The sequence below is a fragment of the Streptococcus sp. 27098_8_74 genome, from assembly GCF_041431705.1.
GTDB lineage: Bacteria > Bacillota > Bacilli > Lactobacillales > Streptococcaceae > Streptococcus > Streptococcus salivarius_E.
Map to the genome: position 1 here is coordinate 1 of NZ_JAPVYF010000018.1, position 15,587 is coordinate 15,587.

The 15,587-nt window shown below is 35.0% G+C and carries 9 protein-coding genes and 2 pseudogenes; 9 read left to right on the forward strand and 2 right to left on the reverse strand.

Features of this window, described 5'->3' with window-relative positions:
- Positions 1 to 684 (forward strand): M23 family metallopeptidase (locus tag O3670_RS07895; RefSeq protein ID WP_371595958.1); only part of this gene is annotated, 684 nt, incomplete at its 5' end.
- Positions 685 to 1,465: 781 nt separating this feature from the next.
- On the opposite strand, the gene O3670_RS07900 is transcribed toward O3670_RS07895, so the two are convergent.
- Positions 1,466 to 2,467 (reverse strand): AraC family transcriptional regulator, encoded by a 1,002-nt coding sequence (locus O3670_RS07900; protein WP_371595959.1) that lies wholly within the window; start codon positions 2,465 to 2,467, stop codon positions 1,466 to 1,468.
- Between the two features lie 176 nt (positions 2,468 to 2,643).
- Between O3670_RS07900 and O3670_RS07905 the strand changes: the two genes are divergently transcribed.
- The 6 genes and pseudogenes from O3670_RS07905 (at position 2,644) to O3670_RS07930 (ending at position 10,518) form a co-directional block, all read left to right on the forward strand.
- Entirely contained in the window at positions 2,644 to 3,549 is a 906-nt protein-coding gene (locus O3670_RS07905) for an alpha/beta hydrolase (protein WP_371595960.1), read from the forward strand.
- A 195-nt stretch (positions 3,550 to 3,744) separates the two neighbouring features.
- Positions 3,745 to 5,046, forward strand: coding sequence for a glycoside hydrolase family 140 protein (locus O3670_RS07910; RefSeq protein WP_371595961.1), 1,302 nt, complete (start codon positions 3,745 to 3,747; stop codon positions 5,044 to 5,046).
- A gap of 22 nt (positions 5,047 to 5,068) precedes the next feature.
- The gene (locus O3670_RS07915) at positions 5,069 to 6,424 is read left to right on the forward strand and encodes a PTS transporter subunit EIIC (protein WP_371595962.1); all 1,356 of its coding nucleotides are present in this window, start codon (positions 5,069 to 5,071) and stop codon (positions 6,422 to 6,424) included.
- A 94-nt stretch (positions 6,425 to 6,518) separates the two neighbouring features.
- Positions 6,519 to 9,041 carry a glycosylhydrolase-like jelly roll fold domain-containing protein gene (locus O3670_RS07920; protein WP_371595963.1) on the forward strand — a complete coding sequence of 841 codons (2,523 nt, stop codon included), beginning with the start codon at positions 6,519 to 6,521 and terminating at the stop codon, positions 9,039 to 9,041.
- Between the two features lie 70 nt (positions 9,042 to 9,111).
- Positions 9,112 to 9,441 (forward strand): annotated as a pseudogene (locus tag O3670_RS07925) (transposase); the annotation flags it as partial.
- A 66-nt stretch (positions 9,442 to 9,507) separates the two neighbouring features.
- Positions 9,508 to 10,518: a hypothetical protein gene (locus O3670_RS07930; RefSeq protein ID WP_371595964.1), complete on the forward strand. Its 1,011-nt coding sequence runs from the start codon at positions 9,508 to 9,510 to the stop codon at positions 10,516 to 10,518.
- Here O3670_RS07930 and O3670_RS07935 read toward each other — a convergent pair.
- Positions 10,506 to 13,964: pseudogene (locus tag O3670_RS07935) on the reverse strand (restriction endonuclease); the annotation flags it as partial. The gene O3670_RS07930 and the pseudogene O3670_RS07935 overlap by 13 nt on opposite strands.
- Positions 13,965 to 14,093: 129 nt before the next feature.
- Here O3670_RS07935 and O3670_RS07940 point away from each other — a divergent pair.
- Both O3670_RS07940 and O3670_RS07945 read left to right on the forward strand, forming a co-directional pair.
- Positions 14,094 to 14,636, forward strand: coding sequence for a DUF8453 domain-containing protein (locus O3670_RS07940; RefSeq protein WP_270617668.1), 543 nt, complete (start codon positions 14,094 to 14,096; stop codon positions 14,634 to 14,636).
- 158 nt (positions 14,637 to 14,794) lie between these two features.
- Entirely contained in the window at positions 14,795 to 15,568 is a 774-nt protein-coding gene (locus O3670_RS07945) for a hypothetical protein (RefSeq protein WP_371595965.1), read from the forward strand.
- Positions 15,569 to 15,587 lie beyond the last annotated feature (19 nt).

Below are 15,587 nucleotides of genomic sequence, written 5' to 3' on the forward strand. Positions count from 1 at the left end.
AAGGAGAATATTATCCAATGTTCTCCATCAACCGACGGGATTGCTGAGAATAATTATGGCCAATATCGAGACCGTATCACTATGGACTACGGAAAAGTCTATGTCTATCGTCCGAAAGACAAGAAGGATAAGGATGATGACAAGGAGGAAGTAGATGCAGATACGTGTGGTGACAGCGATAGTAGTAATCTCAGCACTGATACTGGTCAGCCACTCGATGTTCCTTATACCATTACCCAACTTTTCGGTGCAGCAGCTAATGCAGGTGGACCAAATGCGGGTTCAGGACACACAGGAATGGACCTTGCAGCACCAGAAGGCTCTCCAATTTACGCTGTTACAGACGGAGAAGTAGTAGAGGTCAATGAAGAAGCGATGAATATTGACGGTAACCACGTGATGCATACTCTTCCAGATGGCACTATTATCTATTATGGACATATGCGTGATGTTCCTCTTGTTAAGAAAGGGGATAAGGTCAAAAAAGGCCAACTTATCGGATATGTTGGACAAACGGGAGCAGCTACTGGACCACATATTCACTTTGAACGTCGGAAAACGAAAGTCTTCCAGTACGGTGATTTCTTGAGTCCAGCGTCGATTATTCTAGGAGATACCCAACCACAAGTTGGTATGGTGATTGATCCTAGGACACAAAAAGGTGGAGCGCCGTCTAAAGAATAGACCAAAAGGAAGACATAGTAGTTAGTAATTAAAATGATAATTTTTACATAAACATAGTTATGTATATATTGGAATAAGGAGTCCCAAAGTGGGACTCCTTTTCTGAGTTCTTAATAGTTACTAGTAATACATAAAAATATATTATTGAATTATTAATATTTCGAACGGAACAAGAATGTTGATTTTTATGGTTCAAAAAATTTCAATAAAAAATAATTTTTTCTGACATAATGTATTTGTAAAGTCAAAAGGAGGTCAAATAATATAAATTTTAAAGAATAAAATACAGCAGGAAGGTAAGAGTACGATTTTCTTCTTTCTTGCTCAAAAAAATTTAACTGAAAAATAATTTTTTCTGACATAATATAATTGAAAATGAAAAAAAGGAGGTGAAATAATATGAATGGAAAAAATATGATACAACGAAGAGTTAAGAATACGATATTCTTCTTTCTTGCTGTGTTTTTATTTATTCTTCTATTCAGATTTGTATTGATAAATTTTGTACAAAACTAAGAATAGAAATATTAATTTTTTCGTTTTAGAATAAAATCTATCGGAACGTAATAAGTATGAAACTTGTTGTTCTTTCCGAAATTTTGTTCATTATAGTAATAGATTTCAAACTACCCCTTCATAATAAATGTAAGAGTAATTCTTACATTTTTTTCTGTTTGGATTAAAGTTGTACGCTGAACTAGGCAATAGATGCTTTTATTCGTAACTAATCACGTTGAGACTTTTTACTAATGAAATAAAATTTAAAGTGTTTTTGATTACTTCAGTCAATGCTATTTTGTTCTTGTCGATAGGTTGCAGGAGTCATTCCGTAGGATTTTCTGAAGAGTGAGTAGTAATGATTTAAGTTTGAAAATCCTGCTTCTAGGGCGATATCTCTGATAGAGCTTTTGGAATGAAGAAGAGCAGGTAGAGTAGACTCTAGGCGTTTTTTTTGGAGTAGCTTAATAAACGTTTCTCCTGTGTATTCTTTGACAAGAGAGCTGAAGTAACTAGCGTTATATCCAAACTGTAGGGCACAGCTATCCAATGTAGCGTGAGTATAGTTGTCTTCTATATAGGCTAATATTTCTAAGGTTAATTGTTTTTTGTGGGAATTTTGGTTTATAAGATTTGATTCGATTGAAAATGAACGAATAAGCTCCAAAAATATTAGTTGTAAGAGATGATTTTTGTAATCCTCATCCAGAAACTTAGGTTCGAATACCTCAAACAAAAGTTGTTGAAATAATAGTTTTAGGTTTTGTGATTCCTTACAGTGAAAGAGTAAAAACTGATTATGATTGTTAGTGTCACTAATAGCTTGAAAAAGAAATTTTGTTAATGCTGACTGATTCTGTAGATGATTAAAAAAATGTTTTTTAAAGAAGTTTTGTTCAATGTTGATACTGATGATGATATCAGCATAATCTGTACTATCAACCTTATGAGTTGCTTGTGTATCTATAAGAATTAAATCACCTTCAGATAAAGTGATTTTTTTACCATTGACGTAATGTGTGCATTTTCCATGATAAATATAGTTTAACTCTATAACATCCGTAATATGATCTGGTACGGGTGCAAAGCGGCTTTGTTTACGGATGTGGTATTGGGAATTATTTGAACCTCTTATCATATCTTTCATATAAAATTGGAATACTTCGGTATTATCTATATAAACAGATGAAGAAGACTGTCTGTAGTCCAAATATTCCTTTTTTTGATATCTTTTTTCGCTATCTGTTAACTCATAAAGTTTTTGTTCTAAAGTTTCAAAATTCATATAATCACTTCCAAAAAAATGGTATTAAATTCATGATAAAACGATATTTTTATTATAGCATGTAAGCGTTATAATTACTAATATAGTATATATTTTACTTATTGGTACTATTATAGAAAATTGATACTTGAAAATAAACTTTAGATAAAATATAAATATCTGGCTAGGAGAGAACAATGAAATATTTTGAAAAACAATTAGACAAAAACGGGTCTTATGCGAAATATTATTTACAAGAAGCAAATGGAGAAATTGATAGAGCAAGAGTTTATCCAGTTATTGTGATTTGTCCAGGAGGTGCGTTCTTTTGGACATCATTTCGTGAGGACGAAGCTGTCGCACTTCGCTTTTTAGCAGAGGGGTTCCATGTTATTGTAGTTCATTATGCTACAGAGGGCTTAAAGAAGATGGCTCCTGATAAAATTGAGGATTTACCTCAAAATCCAAGTAGTGCCTTTCCAAACTCTCTTGTAGTTTTATCAAAAACTGTTGCAGACATTAAAGAAAATGCGATGACCTACCGTGTAGATTTGGACTATGTAGTTGTTGCCGGTTTTTCAGCTGGAGGTAACATTGCTGGTCAGTTGGGAGTATATTGGGATAAAGAGTGGCTTCTAGATTTGGTAGCTAAGGAGGCAGAATTAATACGTCCAACTCACTTATTGCTATCTTATGCAGCTTTTGATGTTTACCCTAATGCGGATCTTTCGATATTTAATAAAGTTGCCTATGCTGCAACAGGTAAGGAGTTTCCAACTCAAGAGGAACTCGACAAAGTGAATCCGATAAAGAATGTTAGTAAAAAGACTCCACCAAGCTTTGTATGGCATACGATGGAGGATAAACTCGTTCCTGCAGAAAATGCCTTACGTTACTGTAGTGAGTTGGTAAGAGTAGGAGTTCCCTACGAACTGCATATATTTAATAAGGGGAAACATGGTCTTGTATTGGGAGACTTAAGAACAGGAGTAAAAGAAAGTAGTCAAAATGCTCAGGTCTATAAATGGGTAGACTTATTTTTGGAGTGGTTAGCACCTATAAAAAGTCGAAGACGAGGTTTTATTAACCCAATTGATGAGTGATATAGAATGAATCTCAAAGTATGAGGTTCATTTTTTATTTTGGAAACAGATTTGAAACTAGACACTCCAATTTAATCTAAAAAAGTGATAGTAATTACATAAAGAATGGTTATTTAATTACGAAAATGAAAGCGCTACAATAGTTAGTGTAAAAGAAGAAAAAAGAAAAATTTACTACACTAAAAAATGATAGTAATGGAAAGGTTTAAAATGTTCCAAGTTTCAGAAAACAAAAGGTACTTCGAGAAAAATGGTACTCCCTTCTTTTATCTAGCAGATACTTGTTGGTCAGCATTTACAAATATCGAAGAGAAAGATTGGGAATACTATATTGACTATCGAAAAGCACAAGGATTTAATGTTTTACAGGTTAATATGTTGCAACAATGGGATGCCAGTCAAACCGATTTAGACATTGTTCCTTTTAAAGTTAATCAAGATGGATCCTTCGATTTTAATAGTTATAATGAGCAATATTTCGAACGTGCGGGTCGAATGATTGCAAAAGCAACTGAGAAAGGGTTAACAATTGCCTTGGTTTTACTTTGGTCAAATTATATTCCAGATACATGGGCGAGTCAGATGCCTGTTAAACAGCCTGGACAGCTTCCCAAGGATATGATTCTTGACTATGTAGATAAGATGATGGGCCTATATGATCAATATGAACCTATCTATGTGATTAGTGGTGATACTGATTTTCAAACTTCCGAAGTTATAGAAGAGTACTATAATGTAGCTCTAAACAGGGTAAAGAAAAACAATCCTAATGCTCTAACAACTCTTCATATCAGAGGAAGAGAGAATGATATTCCGAGTGTACTCAAAGAAAATTCAAATCTAGATTTTTACATGTATCAATCGGGCCATAATAGTGATTTCCAATCAATGTCATATGAGTTAGCAGAAGCTTTTTACCAAAAAGAACCTAAGCGTCCCCTATTAAACTCAGAACCTTGTTACGAGATGATGGGATATAGTCGCAAAGTTTATGGCCGATTTTCTAGAGAAGATGTTCGCAAAGCTGCTTGGCAAAGTGTCCTATCAGGAGCATTTAGTGGAGTTACTTATGGAGCACATGGTATTTGGTCATGGCATGAGAGCGAGTTAGGATTTGATACGAATATTGGTGAAGCTTTTGAAACACCGTATGATTGGAGAGATGCGTTGCATTTCAAAGGAGCTTGGGACTATGCTTACATCAAAGAAGTTATAGAAAGTTATGATTTATTTGATATGGTCCCTTTGCAGGAGTTACTCAAGAATGATACAAGTGAAATACGTGTTTCCAAAAATGAAAACTATATCATACTTTATATACCTTCAAATATCACAATAAAATTGGAAGGGAATTACACATCAAAACGGATGATGTATATAGATTTAGAAAACAAAGAAAAAATGTTTCCAGACGCTATCTACCTAGACGATATGAATATTACACGTGTCTCAATGCATCGATTCACAAGGGATGCACTACTTATTATTAAGAAGTAAGCAAATAAAAAAGGAGAATACTATGGCATACGAACAAATGGTATCTGATATACTAAAAGCAGTTGGAGGTAAAGAAAATGTTTCTAAAGCTTCTCATTGTGCAACAAGACTTCGATTAGTTTTGAAAGATGAAAGTCTGGTTGATAAGAAAAGTATCGATAATTTAGATAAGGTTGCTGGTTCAGTCTTTTCAGGTGGTCAATATCAAATCATTATTGGTATGAGTGTACCAGATGTCCATAAAGAATTTTTAACGGCTATGGGAACACCTGAGGTCGATACAGAAGTCGAACAAGAAAAAGAGACTAACGTATTTAATCGATTCTTTAAAGCTATTGTCGGTATCATGACACCAACATTTGGTGTTATGGGTGCTGCAGGTATTATGAAAGGACTGTTAGCCTTAGCTTTAGCTTTGGGTTGGTTAAAAGAAGCGGATGGAGCTTATCAGATTTGGTACGCTGTTGCTCAAGGTTTCTTCTACTTCCTACCAATTTGGGTTGGTTTTAACGCAAGTAAACAATTTGGAGGAAGTCCATTTGTTGGTGCAGTGTTAGCAGCTGGTTTGGTTTATCCAACAATAGTTTCTGCTTATACAGATCACACAGCATTAACCTTCTTTGGAATCCCAATTGTAATGGTTAATTATACGCAGTCTCTTTTCCCTGCAATGTTGTCATCATATATTGCAGCAAAACTAGAGACCTTCTTCCGTAAGGTTCTTCCAGATGTTTTGAAATTAATGTTTGCACCATTTTTAACAGTTCTTATTGCAACACCATTAGTATTTTTGTTGGTAGGACCAGTGATGACATGGCTTTCTGATGTACTTGCTGCAGCAGTCATGGCTATTTACCATTTCAATCCTATTCTCTTTGGTATCATTGGCGGTGCCTTCTGGCAAGTAATTGTTGTTTTTGGACTTCACTATGCTTTTATTCCAGTTCTTATTAATAACATTACAAACTTAGGTCACGATCCAATCAATGCTGTTTTCCAAGTAACAGTCATGGCTTTGGCAGGTGCTGCAATTGGATATGCATTGAAAACAAAAAGCACAAAACAACGTACACTAGGTTTCTCAGTAGGTTTGACAGGACTCCTTGGTGTTACTGAACCAATTATTTATTCTATTGCACTACCTGTTAGACGTCAGTTCATTTATGCTTGGATAAGTGGAGGAGTTGCAGGTGCTATTATGGCTGCAACAGGTTCACTTATCTACAATTTTGGTAATGGTGGTGTTATGGCAATCCCATTATTCATTGCACCAGATGGTAAACTCTCAAGTATGTTTGCCTTCCTCGTGGCATCAGTAGTTGCTTTTGTAGGACCAATTGTTATGAATTTCATTTTTGGAACTGGCGAAGGGAAATAAAATAATAATGAAAATCTTGCTCTTATATAGTTATAGGAGTGAGATTTTATCGTTTTATGAACTTTGAATATGAAAGTATAGCGAGGAAAATAATATGGAAAATCATTTATTCCCTTTCTTCTGGCAACATGGAGAAGACGAGAAAGTATTAGTTGAATATGTTGAAAAAATCTACCAGTCTGGAATGAAAGCCGTATGTGTAGAATCTCGACCTCATCCAGATTTTGTGGGCGAGAAATGGTGGCAAGACCTAGATATCATTATAAGAGAATGTCAAAAACGTAAAATGAAAGTATGGATTCTTGATGATTCTCATTTCCCTACTGGTTTTGCTAATGGAAAAATCAAGAAAGAACATCCAGAGTATTTAAAACAATATTTAGCATTAAGGAGATATGATATTGCTGGCCCTTTAAAACACGCTAGAATTGATGCTTCCCAATTAAAAGGACGTCCATGGGAGAGTGGACAGACTGAAATTATTGATATTCTTGGAGTTTATTTAGTTGAGAGACATGCTGGATTAAATAAGAAGGGTGACCCCATTCAAATGGATACATTAGTCGAAATCTCTGATTCTTTCAAAGGGGATACGATTTATCTTGATGTTCCTAAAGGACATTGGAGTGTTTTAGTTGTCTTTTCAACACATGAAGGTGGTGAGGAATCAACAAAAGACTATCTAAATCCACTTGTAGCTGATGCAACACAAGTGTTAGTAGATGAGGTATATGAAAAACATTTTGAACATGTAGGTACTTCTTTTGGAAAGACTATCACTGCTTTCTTTTCAGACGAGCCCCGTTTTGGTAATGCTAAAGGTACAAATATAAGGATAGGGAATCCCGACATAGTTCTACCATGGCGACCTGGTTTGGAAAAACTGTTAAGCTTCCCTAAATCAAAATTGCCTTTGTTATGGATTCCTGCAGTAGATATGAGTGAGCGAGAAGTTCGTTATGACTATATGAACGTAATTACAAAAGAATATAATAAGAACTTTGTGAAAGTTCTGGCAGATTGGTGTTATGATCACGGAGTAAATTACCTCGGACATAATATTGAAGATAATGGCGCACATGCTCGGCTAGGTTATGGGGCTGGTCATTATTTCCGAGGACAAGAGGCACAGCACTATTCAGGTATAGATGTAATTGGTACTCAGATAGTTCCTGGAATGAATTATCATCATGATGCCTTTCAAACGGGAGGTAGTGACGGGCAATTTTATCACTATGCACTTGCTAAGCTTGGGGCATCTGCTGCAGAGCTTTATCCGCACAAAAAAGGACGGGCTATGTGTGAAGCTTTTGGGGCCTACGGTTGGAATGAGGGTCTAAAAATTATGAAATGGATAGCTGATCACTTAATTGTTAGAGGGATAAATAATATTGTACCTCATGCTTTCAGTCCAAAGGAATATCCAGACTTTGATTGTCCACCTCACTTTTATGCACGAGGCAATAACCCACAATTTAGGTATATGAGTAATCTTTCAGATTATATGAACCGATTGATGTCAGTATTCTCAAGGGGGAGACATCAGTCCTCAATAGCTCTTTTCTATCCAGCAGAATTTGAATGGGTAGGGGAATCAATGCCTATTGAAATTCCGGCAAGATTACTAACACAATCACAACTCGATTTTTCAATTGTTAGCACAGACTTACTGAAGAATGCCGAATTTAGCGACAAAAAATTTAGCATCAATCAACATCATTTTAATGTTCTAGTAGTACCTTTTGCAGAGTATATTCCAAAGTCCGTCATGCATGAGTTTAATAAGATGATTGATAATGGTATTAGAGTGATTTTCATAAACCAGTTTCCTATAAATCGTAGTGAATTTAGAAATGCACCGGAGCTTGTGAAACTTGAAGAGTTAGCATCAAAATTAAATGATATAGCAGATATTCACTTAGATATTCCATTTTCTGAACTAGTTTATTATCACTACCAAAAGGATGGAATAGATTACTGGATGTTTTTCAATGAGAGTGTTTCAGAAACTGTAGATGTCACTATTTCATTTTCCAATGAGGCACGACAGCCTATTGCATATGATGCTTATAAGGATACTTATTGGGTTGTAGAAAAAAATCATCTTGTTCTTGAACCTTACCAAACGATTATTTGGGTATTTGGAGATACTAAGGAACCTATGAGTTTAATACAAGAAAAAGTTCATGAAGAGGTGATTCATTCCGAATGGACGGTAGGTTTTGCACGTGCGGAGGGATACCCAGAGTTTCAAGAAATTACTAAAATGGATAAATTACAACCACTAAGTAACTTAGAAGATTTCGAGAGAGTGAGTGGAACAGTTTCTTACAGCACTAGCCTTACCCTAAATCAAGCTAATGATATCATAGAAATTGAGTTAGGGCCTACCTTTGAAATAGCAGAAGTATTTGTTAATGACGTGTCAGCCGGTGTTAATATTGCTCCGCCTTACCGTTTTGATGTATCTGGCTTATTTAGAGATGGGGAGAATGAACTGAGAATAGAAGTAACGAATACACTAGGGACGGAGTTTCGTGGAGGTTTGAATCAGTACCTAATGATTGAACCTTTCGGGCTCATTAGTGATATCAAAATGAAAAAGAGAATAATATAAGAAAATCTCCAATACTGAACTGTACCCCAGAAGTTAGACAGAAAAATCTAACTTTTGGGGTGTTTTTATTATGAAATTGACTTATGAGGATAAAGTTCTTATCTATGAACTGAGAAAGCAAGGAGAGAGCTTTAAACAGCTTTCAAATGAATTTGGGGTGAACGTTTCTGGTCTAAAGTACATGGTGAAATTAATTGACCGTTATGGAATAAACATCGTCAAAAAGGGAAAGAATCGTTACTATTCTCCTAAATTAAAACGAGAAATGATTGATAAAGTTATGCTTGAAGGTTGTTCTCAACAAAGTGTTTGTCTGGACTATGGCCTCTCAAATCGAGGATTGCTTATCAATTGGATAGCACAATACAAGAAAAATGGGTATACTATTGTTGAGAAAACTCCGATTGAGGGAAGTTAGATGCTGTACTCTAGGACTTTAAATAAGATTGATAGTTGGAGGTAGAATATGGTTACGATTAAAGAATTAAATCATATTCTGACTAGTCAGGGGATTAGTCAGCAACATATCGAAAAGATGAAAGAAAGGCGATTTGAAGCGGTAGATTTTTATTATAACTTTTTTGAGAAGAAGTGTAAGAAAGGAATACAAAAAGTCCCTTTATCTAAGTTAAAGGGGCTGGATACTGCATGGAATATTGTGGGAAGAAGTGTATATGATTGTTTTACTTCAATTGCTAGCGATTCGCCTTTGAACTCAAAATCAGAATGTATTGTTAAATATACTCGCATAATGGAAAATATTGATTCTTTAAAAAAGAATGGCTTGGAGTTTCAATATAATTTTTATGAAAGCGATTCTGAGAAGGGTTTACGAGCTGGACTCCCTAAATTTATACATTTTTATAATAAAGATTTAGGAATTGACTGTTATTTTTCTGATGCAACACATAGAAGTATTTGTGCATTGATGTTTGGGGCACCATTTTTAACTGGTTATGTTACGGAGTATGAGTTAAACATACAGAAATACGAAAATTATCAGTTTGTCGAGAAGACTTTAGTAGACTTAGTTAAAAAAAATTTTGGGCAACTTAGTTTGAAATTTTCGAGTCATTGCTTAAGCGAGTTTGAAATTTACTATAAAGGACATAATACTGAACTAGGAGGCAACATTCCGATACCTGTATTTTACGAAGACGACGAGATACTCGCATTCAAGCAATCCATTGATACACTTAACGAAATACTTAACCTCCTAAACAATAAAGTTCAAACCAGCATGACTTTAAAGCTTCTTAACAAATTAAGTGACGAAAATTCTTATATTACTAAGCTTATAGACGTTATATTTAGGAAGTTATTTAAATATGGCAATCAGTATAAGAAACCAGTAGGTCTCTATCTTTGTATAGAAGATGTTTTCAATATTTCTGAGACAACAGATGAGATGTTGAGAACACTAAAAAATGAGTATGTTTACTCCATTGTAAATAAACAGACCAATTGTGATAAATAATCACCAATATCATGATAGTGAAGTTCGTGACTATCTGAGCCATCTTTTACTAGAATTGAAATTGCAACCGGAGTACGACTACCCGAACCAAAGATTTTCCCGCCTTCTCTTCGGGATTGTTCTCCTAATGTTCTTTGGTCACCACGGAGATTAAAGATATAAAGATGATTAAATTCTTCATAAAGCCCTGCACGCAAGCCATCTGCTGAATTGGTATTAAGATAGTTACCATTTGTAACAAATCCAATCACTCCTTGATTTTTAAGACGATCTGATGCCCAACGGAAAGCTTTTATATAGCTGTCATATAATCCTTTGACAGAGTTTGAAACACTTATATTTGCATACGTCTCTGATATACGATTTTCTAATTTAGGATAAGAAATATTTTGGTTATTATCGTTCTGACTACCTTGCCCAATAGAATAAGGTGGATTTCCAATGATAGCAGTAATTGGTTTTTCTTGCTGGCGTTTTAAGCGTTTATCATTGGTACCAAAGAAGGAGTCATCAAGCGTATCTTCTGTTTCTGATGATTCAAAAGTGTCCGTTAAAACAATACCTTCAAATGGTGTATACGGTTCATCACCATTAATTTCATCAAATACAGCTTCAATATTAATAGCAGCAATGTAATAGCTTAGAAGAACAATTTCATTAGCATGAAGTTCTTGTGTATATTTTCTTAGAATGTCATCAAAGGTAATTTCACCATTATCCATCAGCGATTTCAAGTAATGCAATGTTCTAGTGATAAATGTTCCAGTTCCAGTAAACGGATCCAAAATATGAACATTTTCACTCGCTAAAGTTTTACCGAAGTGCTTTCTCAAGACCACATCCACGGATTTAACTATAAAGTCTACGACCTCAACAGGAGTAAAGACAATACCTAGACGTTCAGTTGTGGATTTGAAACCAGTAGAGAAAAACTTATCGTAGAGTGTAATGATGATTTTTTGTTTGGCTTGTGCATTATCAATTCCTTCAGCCCGTAAGCGAACAGAATCGTAGAATGGTTGAAGTTCTTTTTGCTCTTTCTCAAACCCATATTGAGAAAGTTCCTCGATTATTTGTTCCATTGCAGAACTTACGGGATTGTTATTTACAAAGCCATATTCTCCAAATAATGTGTCAAAAATTGGTAAAGTTATCAAATGCTGTGCCAGCATTTCAATTGCTTGATCTTGGTTGATAGACTCATTGATGTTATGTTGTAAACTACGTAAGAACTTATCAAATGCAACTTTACTTTCTTGATTCTGTTTTAGGATAATCTCAATTCCTTGAATATGACGTCTAGCAATCTCAGCAACATCTTTGGACCAATCTTCAAGATAGCGTCTATCACCAACTTTTTGAACGATCTTACCATAGATAGCTCCTTCGACAGCCTCCCATTCTAACTCTAGTTCAGTTTGGTAAGGTTTGAAAGGTTGTTCTTCATAATCTCCGTTTGCATGTAACGTTGGGTCATCTGGTGCACCACCTACTCCAATAACTTGGATGTTTTTAGGTTTCTTTTTATTTAGCTCAAGTTTATTAACTGTTGCTTCAAATCGCTCGTCAACGGAACGTAGTGCATTTAATACTTGCCAGACAACGTCGTAGGATTTGTTATTATCTAGAATAGTTTCCGGAGTCTCACCTGCTGGAACAACGATAGGAAGGATAATATAACCATATTCTTTTCCTTCAGACTTCCGGATGATTCGGCCAACTGCTTGTACGATGTCGACCTGAGATTTACGAGGTGATAGAAAGACAATGGCATCTAAGTTAGGAACGTCAATTCCTTCTGTTAAGAAACGAACATTTGAAAGAATACGGGCCGAATCTTCAGGGATATCATCGCTTGCTAGCCAGTCTAAAGCTTCGTTTTTCTGAAGGGCATTCATACTACCATCAACATGTCGCACATTTACAGAATAACCTTTATCACTATCAAGGTAATCATTTACGACATTCTCAAATTGTTCAGAAAGACGTTGACTATCTTTAATTGTACGCGAGAATGCAATTGCACGTTTCATTGGCTCTCCAGAAACCTTATCTGTAAAGCTTTCACGTTTAATCATACCATTCCAGACACCTATAATACGACCAACATCATCAATATTTAGTCCATTTTCCGGATCGGAAAGTGATTTTTGCATATCTTTTTGAACGATTGTTTCATCAACAGCTAGTACCATGAGTTTATAGTCAGTCAAAATATCGTGACTGATGGCATCTCCAAAGCCTAAGCGATAAAATACTTTCCCATAAAGGTTTTCATCGTCCATGCTTGATACTACAATCGAGTTGCTCTCAGCCTTTTTTCTAGCTTCTGTTCCGTATAGCTTAGGGGTTGCTGTTTGATAAAGTCGTTTATAACCTTTTACATTTGAATTACTGTGTACTTTTGTAAATGAAGAATCTTCCTCACCTAAAGCCTTTGCACCAGTAGTCCTGTGAGCTTCATCAGCAATAATCAAGTCAAATTCTGGGAATCCTTCCTTTTGAGCTTTACCCAAAACATCGATAGATTGATAAGTTCCAAATACAACTAGAAGTTCTTTCTTAGGCTTCGCCATTAGTTCTCGATAGTTACTAAGTACTTTTTCTGGTGATGTGGTTGCTGGATAACCAATATCACTAGCCTTAACTTGGATATTAGATTCATCTTGTTTCACAGAACTACGGCTGGCATTTCTATCGCTGGTAACAGCCATAGATGACATTGTCATATCAGTATCGTTATTCCAGCCTCTAAGTGTCTGGGTTAATAGTTGAATACTAGGAACAAGATAAAGAACGACATATTGTTCTTTATCAGACTCCTTAGCCATAGCTTCAGCAACTTTTAGGCTCGTAAAAGTTTTCCCAGTACCTGGTGCCATAATTAGCTGACCGCGGTCATTTTCTTTGAAATAGGTCAGAGCCTTCTCGATGACTTCTTTTTGATAATATCTAGGTTTCTTTTTAGCTTTGACAGTTACCTCATCAGGACGCTCAAAGGAAAATTTATCCCAGTCAATACGAGAATTACGAAGGTCTGAAAGCCCAATACGAACGACATCGCTTCTGTCTGCGAGAGCTTTTTCAGCATTTTTCCCCCATTTATCAGTAGAGGCGACAATAATGCCTGATTTATAGTAATTTTTACCTAGTTCACTTAGAAATGAATCAATATTTGATTTTTGAATCGCACGATCATAGAATTTTGCCTGTATAGCAACTAATTCGCCAGTAAAGGTTTCAGCGACCAAATCAACACCAATATCTGTTTTAGGAATACCATGCTTTTCTGGAACGTCAGCTAGCATCCATATATTTTTAAATTCATTTTGATATGTGGGTTCATTTTGAAAATAAGCTCGTGCAAGATATTCAAAGTATGTTCCTCTATCACGTTGTGTTTCAGCTAGTTCGTTTATTTGTTGTACCAGGCTGTCAAAGCTCATAAGTATGTCTCCTTTTTATAAAAAACTGCTAACAGATCCTAATGTATTCAGAAGTATAACCCCTATAATAGTAGTGGTAATTGTTCTTATTATAACATATAATATTAAGCAAAAATGAGGTTTGTATTTATGTCCATATCTGATTTAATACAGCTAATATCTATCGGAGCTTCAACTCTAACTAGTATTATTGGAATTTACTTATCTGTAAAAGCTATTAGGCAAACAAATGTTGCAAATAATTTAACTAGACAATCTGCTGAAGATATGGCTAGACCTTATGTTAATATTTTTGTCGATGCATTTTCTGTAAAAAGTCAGGACAAGGTTTATGTCATAAAAAATTTCGGGAATAGTCCTGCATATATTACCTCTATTTCAGTAAATGGTGAACTGGGAGAAATAAACAGGTACCATTTTCAATCTTTAGTTAACAATATGCTAGCCCCAGGACAAAAGATAACATCAACGATTGATAAAGACTTTAAGGGATGCTCTGAAATTACAGTTCATTACAGGGATGTTAATAAGAAGGTATATCAGGATACTTTCAATCTTGATACACAGATTTTTGATGATTTTGCTTTTAGAACAACAGAAGCTAGTAATTCCAATGAGACGGCATCAGCAATTCGTCAATCAACAATGGCTTTGCTTCGGGAACTAAAGTAGTACTATCATTTCAAGAGTTAATATTTTTCTTGGCTCTTTGATTTTTGAGAGGTATCATAGGTGATATAAACAACGCTTATTTCATACTAGGATTCTTTCGAGTTGAAATCGTTTAAATGTTATAATAGTGGTGGGAATGAAATTAGGAGGGTATGGTTATGCCTAAAAAAATACTTTTTGCGGTTCTGATGGTTGTTTCATTGTTTTTATGCAGTTCTGCAGTTAATAAGGCAATAACCTATGATAATGACTTCATCAATTCCTTAGCTAAAGGGTTAGATAAACGGTGGGAGGATGCCGCATCAAATTACGAGGATACTAGGGCGTACTATGAAAAGGCCACACAATTTGAGTTATCGGAAGTTGGAAGATATAAGGAAAGAACTTTTAAGGATAACAAACTCAAGAAATTAGCTATTGAATATATAAATGTTCTTGAGGATTCAAAAGAATTAACATCGAAGGAAAATGATCATTTCTCTTCTGATCGTTGGGTTGAGTACAGAAGAAAGAGATATGAATTGATACTTGATATTCATTCAAGAAAGAAGATACCTGTCCAGGATACTAGGAACTTACGTGATATACTAGACATAGGAATAAAAGTAAAGCAAACAAAAGAAATAATCCAAGAACTTAAAAAAATTTTTAAAGGGAACAACTTTACAATTAGTAAAAGTAGCGAAAATAGTGATGAATTGAATTGTTCTGGTGCATTTGAGAATACTACCAATTATTATCTAAGATATGTGCCCATGACTATTGTAGCTTGTAACAAGAATGGTAAGGTATTTTTTAGCACGCATTATGCAGTCATCACTGAGTGGAGAGAAGGGACAACTAAAGAATTAAATTTAACAGTTTATGATCCAAATCATGAATTCAATGAAATCAAAGTGTCGTTGGATGAAAAATATCTCCAATTTAGATAAATCATTTTAGGTATTACTG

Bases quoted from the DNA above. Each gene is read 5' to 3' on its own strand.
- O3670_RS07900 (WP_371595959.1), bottom strand. From the start codon at position 2,467: ATGAATTTTGAAACTTTAGAACAAAAACTTTATGAGTTAACAGATAGC.
- O3670_RS07905 (WP_371595960.1), top strand. From the start codon at position 2,644: ATGAAATATTTTGAAAAACAATTAGACAAAAACGGGTCTTATGCGAAA.
- O3670_RS07910 (WP_371595961.1), top strand. From the start codon at position 3,745: ATGGAAAGGTTTAAAATGTTCCAAGTTTCAGAAAACAAAAGGTACTTC.
- O3670_RS07915 (WP_371595962.1), top strand. From the start codon at position 5,069: ATGGCATACGAACAAATGGTATCTGATATACTAAAAGCAGTTGGAGGT.
- O3670_RS07920 (WP_371595963.1), top strand. From the start codon at position 6,519: ATGGAAAATCATTTATTCCCTTTCTTCTGGCAACATGGAGAAGACGAG.
- O3670_RS07930 (WP_371595964.1), top strand. From the start codon at position 9,508: ATGGTTACGATTAAAGAATTAAATCATATTCTGACTAGTCAGGGGATT.
- O3670_RS07940 (WP_270617668.1), top strand. From the start codon at position 14,094: ATGTCCATATCTGATTTAATACAGCTAATATCTATCGGAGCTTCAACT.
- O3670_RS07945 (WP_371595965.1), top strand. From the start codon at position 14,795: ATGCCTAAAAAAATACTTTTTGCGGTTCTGATGGTTGTTTCATTGTTT.